Here is a 10040-nt window from a genome sequence, read left to right on the forward strand (position 1 = left end):
GGTTGATAGGCCAGATATGGAAGCCTGGTAACGGGTGGAGTTGACTGGTACTAATAGGCCGAGGGCTTGTCCTCAGTTGCTCGCGTCCACTGTGTTGGTTCTGAAACCACGAACAACCCCGCCCAGGTCACGGGTGGTGCGGTTGAGTGTTTCATAGTGTTTCGGTGGTCATAGCGTGAGGGAAACGCCCGGTTACATTCCGAACCCGGAAGCTAAGCCTTACAGCGCCGATGGTACTGCAGGGGGGACCCTGTGGGAGAGTAGGACACCGCCGAACAATTATTGAGAAAACCCCTGCCGGGAAACCGGCGGGGGTTTTCTGCGTTTTAGGGTGCCCCTTTCCAGGGGCTGCACCCCTTTCGAATTGCAGTTTTAGAGGCGGCCTGCTGCCTTCAGAGCCAGATAGGCGTCGGCCAAGGCCGGCGCCAGGTCTTCGGGAGTCGCGTCCACGACAGTGACGCCGTGGCGGCGGAGTTGTTCGGCGGTGCGGTGGCGGTCTGCCTGGGCCTGGGCGGCTGCCGCAGCCTCGTAGACGGCCTCCGTGGTGCCTCGCGCGTTGGCCATGCGGGCGATGTGCGGGTCGGCGACCGAGGCCACCAGCACCGTATGGCGTTGGGTGAGTCGAGGCAGAACGGGCAGTAGGCCCTGCTCGACGGGTGCCGCGTCGAGAGTGGTGAGGAGGACGATCAGAGCGCGGCGGGGCGCCGTACGGAGTGCGGTGGACGTGAGACCACGGGCGTCCGTTTCGACGAGCTCGGGTTCGAGAGGAGCCATCGCGTTGACCAGGGACGGGAGGACGTCGCCGGCTGTACGGCCCTGGACGAGGGCTCGTACGCGGCGGTCGTAGGCCAGGAGGTCCACGCGGTCGCCGGCGCGGGAGGCGAGGGCGGCCAGGAGGAGGGCGGCGTCCATGGAGGCGTCGAGACGGGGGGCGTCGCCCACGCGGCCCGCAGAGGTCCGGCCGGTGTCCAGGACGAGGAGGATGTGGCGGTCGCGTTCGGGGCGCCAGGTGCGTACAGCGACCGAGGACTGGCGGGCCGTGGCGCGCCAGTCGATGGACCGGGTGTCGTCGCCGGGGATGTACTCGCGGAGGCTGTCGAACTCCGTTCCCTCGCCTCGGGTCAGGACACTCGTGCGGCCGTCGAGTTCGCGCAGCCGGGCCAGCTTGGAGGGCAGGTGCTTGCGGCTGGTGAACGGCGGAAGGACTCGTACCGTCCACGGGACCTTGTGGCTGCCCTGGCGGGCGAAGAGGCCGAGGGGGCCGTACGAGCGGACGGTGATCTTGTCCGCCTGGCGGTCGCCTCGGCGCGTGGGGCGCAGGCGGGTGGTGACGCGGCGGCGCTCGCCCGGGGGGACGGTGAGGCGGTGGCGCGAGGCGGCCACTTCTGTGCCGGAGATCCAGCTACTGGGGGGCCAGGCGTCGCGGAGGTGGGCACGCAAAGGGCGCTTGGAGGGGTTGGTGACCGTGAGGGTGACGTCGGCGGTTTCGCCAAGGCGCGCGGACGTGTCGCCGGAGCGGGCGAGGCCCAGACGGCGCACCGGGGCGGCGAGAGCGTAGTCGCAGGCGCACGCCAGGACCAGGGGGGCGTTCACTGCGAGCATGCCCGTCCAACTGGGCTCCCAGATGCCCACCGGGAGGGTGCCGAGGGCCGCCAGCAGGGTGGCGCGTCCGGTGGGGGCCATCAGCGGGGGACGGGGACGTGGGTGAGGATCGCGTTGATGACCGAGTCGGCTGTCACGCCTTCCATCTCGGCCTCAGGGCGGAGCTGGACGCGGTGGCGCAGGGTCGGGAGCGCCAGTGCCTTGACGTCGTCGGGGATGACGTAGTCGCGGCCCGTCAGCCATGCCCAGGCGCGGGAGGCCGCGAGGAGGGCTGTGGCGCCTCGGGGAGACACACCGAGGGTGAGAGACGGGGATTCGCGGGTCGCGCGGCAGATGTCGACCACGTAGGCGGTGATCTCGGGGGAGACGGTCGTCTTGGCCACGGCGGCGCGGGCGGCTTCGAGGTCGTCCGCGTTCGCGACGGGGCGCACGCCGGCGGCGCGCAGGTCGCGCGGGTTGAAGCCGGCGGCGTGGCGGGTGAGGACGTCGATCTCGTCCTGGCGGGACGGGAGCGGGACCGTCAGTTTGAGGAGGAAGCGGTCCAGTTGGGCTTCGGGGAGGGGGTAGGTGCCCTCGTACTCGACCGGGTTCTGGGTCGCGGCGACGAGGAACGGGTCCGGGAGCGGGCGCGGGGTTCCGTCGACCGTGACCTGGCGTTCCTCCATGGCCTCCAGCAGGGAGGACTGGGTCTTCGGCGGGGTGCGGTTGATCTCGTCGGCGAGGAGCAGGTTGGTGAAGACCGGGCCGGGTTGGAAGGAGAACTCGGCGGTGCGGGTGTCGTAGACGAGTGAGCCGGTGACGTCGCTCGGCATGAGGTCCGGGGTGAACTGGACGCGCTTGGTGTCCAGCTCGAGCGCGGATGCGAGGGCGCGGACGAGCAACGTCTTGGCGACCCCGGGGACCCCTTCCAGCAGGACGTGGCCGCGGCAGAGGAGGGCGACGACGAGGCCGGTCACGGCGGAGTCCTGGCCGACCACGGCTTTGGCGATCTCGGCGCGCAGGGCCTCCAGGGAGGCTCGGGCGGCGCCCGGGTCCCCGGTGGTCCCGGCGTTGTCAGTGGTCGGGTCCATCATGAACGGCGTACCTCTCTTTCGAGGGCGTCGAGTTGGTCGGTGAGGGCGATGAGGGCCGTGTCGTCGCCGGGCGGCGGGCCGAAGAGGAGGGTGTGCAGGGACTGTCCGTCGCCGTGGAGGTGGGCGGACAGGGCGGGGAGCAGGGCCTCGGGCGCGTGCGCCCGGGAGGCGGGGACACCTACGAGGGGGGTGAGGCGCGTGCGGGTGGTGGAGCGAAGAGCGGCGGCCGCGCGGTCGCGGGCGGCCGCCTTGCGGTAGAGGCGGGCCCGGCCTTCGACGGTTTCGGAGGCGCGGATCGCGACGGGGAGTTTCTCGGGCACCAGGGGGCCGAATCGGCGTGCCCTCCAGAGGACGGCGAAGACTGCGGCGACGAAGAGTTGCAGGGTGCCCCAGAGCCAGCCCGAGGGGAGCAGATCGAAGAAGCTGCGGCTGCCGGAGTCGGGAGCCGAGTCGGAGAGCGAGGGGAGGTACCAGACCACATGGGGGCGCGAGCCGAGGAGTTGGAGGGCGAGGGAGGCGTTGCCCTGCTCGTCGAGGCTGCTGTTGTAGAGGATGTCGGGGGCGCCGAGGACGACGGTGTCGCCGTTCCCTTCGGCTGCCGGGACGCGTACCAGGGTCGGCAGGCCGTTCTCCGGGTAGCAGGTGTCTGCTGCGCGGGCGGTGACGTGGTAGCGGACTCCGCCGGTGTCGGCGCTGCCCGCGCGGCGGGCGGCGGGCAGGTCGCAGCGGGGCGTGAGCGTGGAGTCCAGGCTGAGCGCGGAGTCGGCGGTGACTTCGGGGGCGAGGGTGCTGACGGACGGGGCGCCGGGGGCGACGAGGACCGTGCGACCACCGGAGGCCTCGGTCGCCGAGCGGAGACGGCTCTGCTGGGAGTCGGTCAGCAGGTCGGGGACGGTGACCAGGAGGGTGGTGTCGGGTCCGGCCGCGGCGCTCGCCTCGTCGAGGGTGGTGACCAGCCGGGTGGATACGCCCCGGTCGTCGAGGAGTTCGGCGACGGCGCGGCTGCCGTTGGTGTCGGCGGAGCGCGGGTCGAGGCGGCCGTGTTCGGCGCCGGAGCGGATCACGGCGATCACGACGGCCGCCGCCAGGAGGATGACCGCCCCGAGGACGACACCGCGCGCGCGGGTCCATACCTGGCGGGCGGTGGGCGAGGCCGAGGTGGACGGGAGCGTGGCCTCGGTGGTCATTCGGCGGCTCCCCGGCGGGTGCTGTGCGCCGTACTCGCGGTGTTGGCGGTGCTGCTCGCCAGGGCGGGCTTGGTGCGCTCCAGGTCGTCGTCGAGGGCGGCGAGCCGGCGGTACGTTCCTTCAGCCGCGGACCGGCCGCCGTATGTGACGTCGTCGAAGTCACGGGCGGAGGCGCGCAGTCGGTCCGTGTGTGCGGGGAGCACCCGGCCGGCTTCGGAGGCAGCCTCGTCGGCGGTGCGGCCGGGGCGTGCGTCGAGCAGGGCGCGTTCCTCCAGGGAGCGGACGACGGCGCGCATGCGTTCCTGGACGGCCTGGTTCCAGTGGCCCTGGGCGGCCTGCGCTTCGGCGGCCGCGCGGTGTTCGGCGGCGCTGCGGGGGCGGTCGTCGAAGAGCACGGCGGAGGAGGCGGGGGCGCGGTGTGGAGTGCCGAGGCGCCACCACAGCGCTCCGAGGAGGGCGAGGACGGCCAGGACGATGACGACGAGGCCGAGCGTGCCGCCGGGGGTGGCGGTGGAGGCGGCGCCGAACAGCTTGTCGAGCCAGTCCCAGAAGGCGTCCATGGCGCGCTCGTACCAGCTGGGGTCGTTCTCGTGGTACATGCCCTTGGACAGCTCGCGCCGGGCACCCTCCCGCGCGGGGTCGCGCGGGAGGGTGATGGGCGGCTCGTCCGCCGAGCGCCACGACATCGGTACTGCTGTCAGCGCTCCCCCCGAGAGTCCCACCCCATCAGCTCCCCGGGGTGGCGCCGGCCGTGTCGCCGTAGCCCTGGACACCGGCGGCGCGGCCCAGTTCGAGGTCGAGGGCCTCGCGGCGGATGCGCTGGTCGATGTAGAGGAGCACGGTCACGCCGGCGCTGATCGGGAAGGTGAGCGTGGACCCGATCACCGATCCGACGCCGCTGATGACGAGGTAGGTCCAGCCGAGCGCGGTGCCGCCGGTGGCGAGGAAGCCGGAGATGCCGTCTCCGTCGAGGGCCGCGCCCGCGACGGAGAAGGGGATCAGGACGATCGACGCGACGACGTAGGCGATGATCGCGGCGAGCAGCTGGATGCCGAGGACCCGCCACCAGGTGCCGCGCACCAGCTTGACGGAGCGGGCCAGCGACTTCCGGACGCCCTGCTTCTCCAGCATCAGCGCGGGAGAGGCGAGCGAGAAGCGGATCATCAGCCACACGGTGAGGACGAACGCGCCGAGTCCACCGACGACGGCGAGGAGTACGCCTCCACCGGCGGAGCCTCCGGCGGCGAGGAGGATGCCGGGCAGGACGCCCACGGTCATGATCACGCCGGCGATCAGGAGCAGCAGGACGGTCAGGCCGCCCAGCCTGAGGAGCTGCGGGCGGGCGTCCCGCCAGGCCTCGGTGATGGTCACCGACTTGCCGAGCACGGCGCGGCTGGTCACGGTCGTGAGCAGGGCCGTCGCGATGATGGTGCCCAGCAGGGAGATCACCATGACGACGGAGGTGCTCAGCAGGGTGTCGCCCAGGGCGCGGCCCAGCTCGCCGGGTGTGGCGGTCGGGTCGTTGAAGGCGTCGGAGTTCACCGTGTCGTTGAGGACGAAGCCCTGGAGCAGGATGACGCCGACCTGGGTGATGACCGCGACGGCCAAGGAGATGCCGAGGACCGTGCGCCAGTGCGTGCGCATGGTGGAGACCGCTCCGTCGAGGATCTCGCCGATGCTGAGCGGTCGCAGCGGGATCACACCGGGCTTGGCGGCGGGCGGGGGGCCTCCCCAGCCGCCGCCCCAGCCGGGGCCGGGGGCTCCGTAGCCGGGGGGGCCTCCGGGGGCTCCGTGGCCGCCGGGCGGGCCGTAGCCGCCGGGGCCGGGGTGCGGGGCGCCGGGGTGGCCGCCCCAGCCCGGGACGGGCGGCGGTGGTGGCGCGGCCTGGCCGGGGCCCTGCGGGCTCGGAGCGGACCACTGGGCGGGCGGCGGCTGGTCCTTGGACCACTTGGACGGCGGCTGCGTCTGGTCGGCGCCGGGCTGGTCCGCGGGCTGTGCCTGGTCCGCGCCGGGCTGGTCCGTCGGCTGCGCGGAGCCCTGTCGGTCCGGCTCCTGGCCGCCCGAGGGGGCCGATCCGGGCGAGGCCCAGCCCGGAGTGTCCTTCATCGTCGCTCCTTCACGGTGCTCGTCCGCGGTCGCGGCGGCAGCTTGGCGCCCATCGTGCCACGCGGTGTCCGAGAAGTGACCAGGGGCCGTATGTGCTGCGCACCTTCAATTGTCCGACGGATACGGGGCAGACTGACCGCATGGCTGATCAGTACGCGCGATCCGGCGACGACACCCGGCCCACCGAGACACCCGCGCTCCGTTGGGACGAGCCACCAGAAGGCCCCGTCCTGGTCCTCCTGGACCAGACGAGACTGCCGGCCGAGGAGGTCGAGCTGGTGTGCACGGACGCGCCCGCGCTGGTGGAGGCGATCCGTTCGCTCGCCGTGCGCGGGGCGCCGCTGCTGGGGATCGCCGGGGCGTACGGCGTCGCGCTCGCCGCGGCGCGCGGGTTCGACGTGGAGGAGGCAGCCGACGCGCTGGAAGGCGCCCGGCCGACCGCGGTGAACCTCGCGGTGGGTGTGCGCCGGGCGCGGGCCGCGCACCGGGCCGAGCTCGGCAGGACAGGCGACCAGAAGCAGGCCGCCGAGGCGGCGCTCGCGGCGGCGCGGGCGCTGCACCGGGAGGACGCCGAGGCCAGCTCCCGCATGGCCGCGCACGGTCTGGCGCTGCTCGACGAGCTGTTGCCGGGTGGTGGGCACCGGGTGCTCACGCACTGCAACACCGGCGCGCTGGTGTCGGGCGGTGAGGGCACGGCGTTCGCGGTGGCGCTCGCGGCGCACCGGGTGGGGCGGCTGCGGCGGCTGTGGGTGGACGAGACGCGGCCGTTGCTGCAGGGTGCCCGGCTGACCGCTTATGAGGCGGCGCGCAGCGGAATGCCGTACACCTTGCTCACGGACAATGCCGCGGGCTCGTTGTTCGCCGCCGGTGAGGTGGACGCGGTGCTGGTGGGGGCCGACCGGATCGCCGCCGACGGTTCGGTGGCGAACAAGGTCGGCACGTATCCGCTCGCGGTGCTGGCCCGGTACCACCACGTGCCGTTCATCGTGGTGGCGCCGGTGACGACGGTGGATCCGGACACCCCCGACGGGGCGTCCATCGAGGTGGAACAGCGAGCGGGTCATGAAGTGACGGAGATCACGGCACCTCAGGTGCCGGTGGCGGGAGCAGAGGCGGGAGGCGGGATCGCGGTGGCACCCCTGGGGACCCAGGCGTACAACCCGGCGTTCGATGTGACGCCGCCGGAGCTGGTGACGGCGATCGTCACCGAGGAGGGGGCCGTGTCGCCCGTGACCGCTGATGCGCTTGCCGTGCTGTGTGACAGGTCACGCCAGGTAACGATTTAGTTAATGGGATGATGGCATTCATGAAGGGACGAGTCCTTGTCGTCGACGACGACACCGCACTGGCCGAGATGCTCGGCATTGTGTTGCGTGGTGAAGGTTTTGAGCCGTCTTTCGTAGCCGACGGCGACAAGGCGCTGGCCGCGTTCCGTGAGGCCAAACCGGATCTGGTGCTGCTGGATCTGATGCTGCCGGGCCGGGACGGGATCGAGGTGTGCCGCCTGATCAGGGCGGAGTCCGGGGTGCCGATCGTGATGCTCACGGCCAAGAGCGACACCGTCGATGTGGTGGTCGGCCTGGAGTCGGGCGCGGACGACTACATCGTGAAGCCGTTCAAGCCGAAGGAGCTGGTGGCCCGGATCCGGGCGCGCCTCAGGAGGTCGGAGGAGCCGGCGCCGGAGCAGCTCGCCATAGGTGACCTGGTCATCGATGTGGCCGGGCACTCCGTGAAGCGCGAGGGGCAGTCCATCGCGCTGACGCCGCTGGAGTTCGATCTGCTGGTGGCGCTGGCGCGGAAGCCGTGGCAGGTGTTCACTCGGGAGGTCCTGCTGGAGCAGGTCTGGGGGTACCGCCACGCGGCGGACACCCGTCTGGTGAACGTGCATGTGCAGCGGCTGCGGTCCAAGGTCGAGAAGGACCCGGAGCGGCCGGAGATCGTGGTGACCGTCCGTGGTGTCGGATACAAGGCAGGACCCAGCTGACATGTCCGGTGACAGTGCCGCTTCGGCGCCCGGCCAGCCGGGGACCCGCGCGGAGCGGCCTGTCGGCCGGAAGTCGTCGGGTTCCCGCTGGGGTCGTTTCCTCGAGGGCGGGTTGCTGCAGGGCGGAGTCCAGGGCAGCCCGGTCCTGAGGCTGTTCATGCGCTGGGTGCGCCGTCCGCTGCTGCCCGTGATGCGGCTGTGGCGGCGCAATATCCAGCTCAGGATCGTCGTGACGACGCTGCTGATGTCTCTCAGCGTCGTGCTCCTGCTGGGCTTCGTCGTCATCGGGCAGGTCCGCAACGGACTGCTGGATGCCAAGGTCAAAGCCTCGCAGAGCCAGGCCACCGGTGGTTTCACCGTCGCCGAGCAGAGGGCGGACACCGACGCGAGCGCGGCCAGGAACGACAGCGCGGAGCCGGACGGCGACCGGGTGCAGAACGTCGTCGAGTGGATGACGAACCTGGTCAGTTCGCTGTCCAGTGGTGGCCAGGGCGCGTTCGATGTCGTGACGCTCAGCCCGGCCTCCGCCGACGGGGACACCGGGGGCCTCGGACCACGTGCCTCCGGGGGCGTGAAATGGGACCTCAGCGTGCCCGTGGAGCTGCGTGAGCGGGTCGACGGCGGCACGAGCGCCGTCCAGAGCTACACGCGGATCCACTACGACAACGGTCAGGAGTCCCAGCCGGGGCTGATCATCGGCAAGCAGGTCAGCGACCCCAACAGCGACCCGTACCAGCTGTACTACCTCTTCCCGCTCACGCAGGAGGAGAAGTCCCTCAGTCTCGTCAAGGGGACGCTGGCGACGGCCGGGCTGTTCGTCGTGGTGCTGCTCGGGGCCATCGCCTGGCTCGTGGTGCGGCAGGTCGTCACGCCCGTGCGGATGGCGGCCGGGATCGCCGAGCGGCTGTCCGCCGGGCGTCTGCAGGAACGTATGAAGGTCAGCGGTGAGGACGACATCGCGCGGCTCGGCGAGGCCTTCAACAAGATGGCGCAGAACCTGCAGCTGAAGATCCAGCAGCTGGAGGACCTGTCGCGGATGCAGCGGCGGTTCGTCTCCGACGTGTCGCACGAGCTGCGGACACCGTTGACGACCGTACGGATGGCGGCGGACGTCATCCATGACGCGCGCGTGGACTTCGACCCGGTGACCGCGCGGTCGGCCGAGCTGCTCGCCGACCAGCTGGACCGGTTCGAGTCGCTGCTCGCTGACCTGCTGGAGATCAGCCGGTTCGACGCGGGCGCGGCGGCTCTGGAGGCCGAGCCGATAGACCTGCGCGAGGTCGTGCGGAAGGTCGTCAGCGGGGCCGAGCCGCTCGCGGAGCGCAAGGGCACGCGGATACGGGTTCTGGGGGACCAGCAGCCCGTCGTCGCCGAGGCCGACGCCCGGCGGGTGGAGCGGGTGCTGCGCAACCTGGTGGTCAACGCCGTGGAGCACGGCGAGGGCAGGGACGTCGTGGTCAAGCTCGCGGCGGCGGGCGGCGCGGTCGCGGTCGCGGTGCGGGACTACGGCGTCGGGCTCAAGCCGGGTGAGGCCACGCGCGTGTTCAGCCGTTTCTGGCGGGCCGACCCGGCACGCGCGCGTACGACCGGCGGTACGGGACTGGGGCTGTCCATCGCCCTGGAGGACGCCCGGCTGCACGGTGGCTGGCTGCAGGCGTGGGGCGAGCCGGGCGGCGGCTCGCAGTTCCGGCTCACCCTGCCGAGGACGGCGGACGAGCCGCTGCGGGGCTCCCCGATACCCCTGGAGCCGAAGGACTCCCGGCGCAATCGGGGACTCAACGACGCCGGGCTGCCGCTCGGCGGCAGCGGCAAGCTCGCCACGGTGCCGGTCCAAGCCGGTGAGCACGGTGCATCGAGGGCGGCCATAGGGCCACGGCCGGGCGCCGGGCAGGTGCCCACAGCAGACCCGACCGCGCTGCCCGGCAACGGCGCGCGCGTCGTGCCGCGGCCCACCGCGCCGCCCGCGGCACCGTCCTCGTCGGGATCGCCCGCGAGGCGGTCCGACGACGGTGCGGGACGGGCCGAGGAGCGGCCGGCGGAGAGCGGTGCGGAGCAGCAGCACGAGCAGGGGGAGGTATTCCGTGGGCG

At 72.1% G+C, this 10040-nt stretch carries 8 protein-coding genes and 1 rRNA gene; 4 read left to right on the forward strand and 5 right to left on the reverse strand.

The window, feature by feature from the left end; all coding sequences use genetic code 11:
- The first annotated feature begins 160 nt into the window (after positions 1 to 160).
- A 5S ribosomal RNA gene (gene rrf / locus ACWD26_RS14155) occupies positions 161 to 277 on the forward strand.
- 95 nt (positions 278 to 372) lie between these two features.
- Here rrf and ACWD26_RS14160 read toward each other — a convergent pair.
- The 5 genes from ACWD26_RS14160 to ACWD26_RS14180 are packed head-to-tail and all read right to left on the reverse strand — an operon-like array spanning position 373 to position 5968.
- Positions 373 to 1683, reverse strand: coding sequence for a DUF58 domain-containing protein (locus ACWD26_RS14160; RefSeq protein ID WP_451269657.1), 1311 nt, complete (start codon positions 1681 to 1683; stop codon positions 373 to 375).
- Positions 1683 to 2672 carry an AAA family ATPase gene (locus ACWD26_RS14165; RefSeq protein ID WP_451270090.1) on the reverse strand — a complete coding sequence of 330 codons (990 nt, stop codon included), beginning with the start codon at positions 2670 to 2672 and terminating at the stop codon, positions 1683 to 1685. The genes ACWD26_RS14160 and ACWD26_RS14165 overlap by 1 nt, the downstream gene beginning before the upstream one ends.
- Positions 2672 to 3862: a DUF4350 domain-containing protein gene (locus ACWD26_RS14170; protein WP_451269659.1), complete on the reverse strand. Its 1191-nt coding sequence runs from the start codon at positions 3860 to 3862 to the stop codon at positions 2672 to 2674. Before ACWD26_RS14170 ends, ACWD26_RS14165 begins: the two co-directional genes overlap by 1 nt.
- Positions 3859 to 4548 carry a DUF4129 domain-containing protein gene (locus tag ACWD26_RS14175; protein WP_451269661.1) on the reverse strand — a complete coding sequence of 230 codons (690 nt, stop codon included), beginning with the start codon at positions 4546 to 4548 and terminating at the stop codon, positions 3859 to 3861. Before ACWD26_RS14175 ends, ACWD26_RS14170 begins: the two co-directional genes overlap by 4 nt.
- Positions 4549 to 4588: 40 nt before the next feature.
- Positions 4589 to 5968 (reverse strand): glycerophosphoryl diester phosphodiesterase membrane domain-containing protein, encoded by a 1380-nt coding sequence (locus ACWD26_RS14180; protein ID WP_451269663.1) that lies wholly within the window; start codon positions 5966 to 5968, stop codon positions 4589 to 4591.
- 140 nt (positions 5969 to 6108) lie between these two features.
- Here ACWD26_RS14180 and mtnA point away from each other — a divergent pair, with 140 nt between their 5' ends.
- From mtnA to mtrB, 3 genes are all read left to right on the forward strand, one after another.
- Positions 6109 to 7254: an S-methyl-5-thioribose-1-phosphate isomerase gene (gene mtnA, locus ACWD26_RS14185; RefSeq protein ID WP_451269664.1), complete on the forward strand. Its 1146-nt coding sequence runs from the start codon at positions 6109 to 6111 to the stop codon at positions 7252 to 7254.
- An 8-nt stretch (positions 7255 to 7262) separates the two neighbouring features.
- Positions 7263 to 7952, forward strand: coding sequence for a two-component system response regulator MtrA (gene mtrA, locus ACWD26_RS14190; RefSeq protein WP_189823911.1), 690 nt, complete (start codon positions 7263 to 7265; stop codon positions 7950 to 7952).
- 1 nt (position 7953) lies between these two features.
- On the forward strand, positions 7954 to 10040 hold a 2087-nt coding region (gene mtrB, locus ACWD26_RS14195), incomplete at its 3' end, for an MtrAB system histidine kinase MtrB (protein WP_451269667.1).

The organism is Streptomyces sp. NPDC002787, from assembly GCF_053592095.1.

Coding starts and splice junctions, on each gene's coding strand:
- ACWD26_RS14160 (WP_451269657.1), bottom strand. CDS start 1,683: ATGGCCCCCACCGGACGCGCCACCCTGCTGGCGGCCCTCGGCACCCTC.
- ACWD26_RS14165 (WP_451270090.1), bottom strand. CDS start 2,672: ATGGACCCGACCACTGACAACGCCGGGACCACCGGGGACCCGGGCGCC.
- ACWD26_RS14170 (WP_451269659.1), bottom strand. CDS start 3,862: ATGACCACCGAGGCCACGCTCCCGTCCACCTCGGCCTCGCCCACCGCC.
- ACWD26_RS14175 (WP_451269661.1), bottom strand. CDS start 4,548: ATGTCGTGGCGCTCGGCGGACGAGCCGCCCATCACCCTCCCGCGCGAC.
- ACWD26_RS14180 (WP_451269663.1), bottom strand. CDS start 5,968: ATGAAGGACACTCCGGGCTGGGCCTCGCCCGGATCGGCCCCCTCGGGC.
- mtnA (WP_451269664.1), top strand. CDS start 6,109: ATGGCTGATCAGTACGCGCGATCCGGCGACGACACCCGGCCCACCGAG.
- mtrA (WP_189823911.1), top strand. CDS start 7,263: ATGATGGCATTCATGAAGGGACGAGTCCTTGTCGTCGACGACGACACC.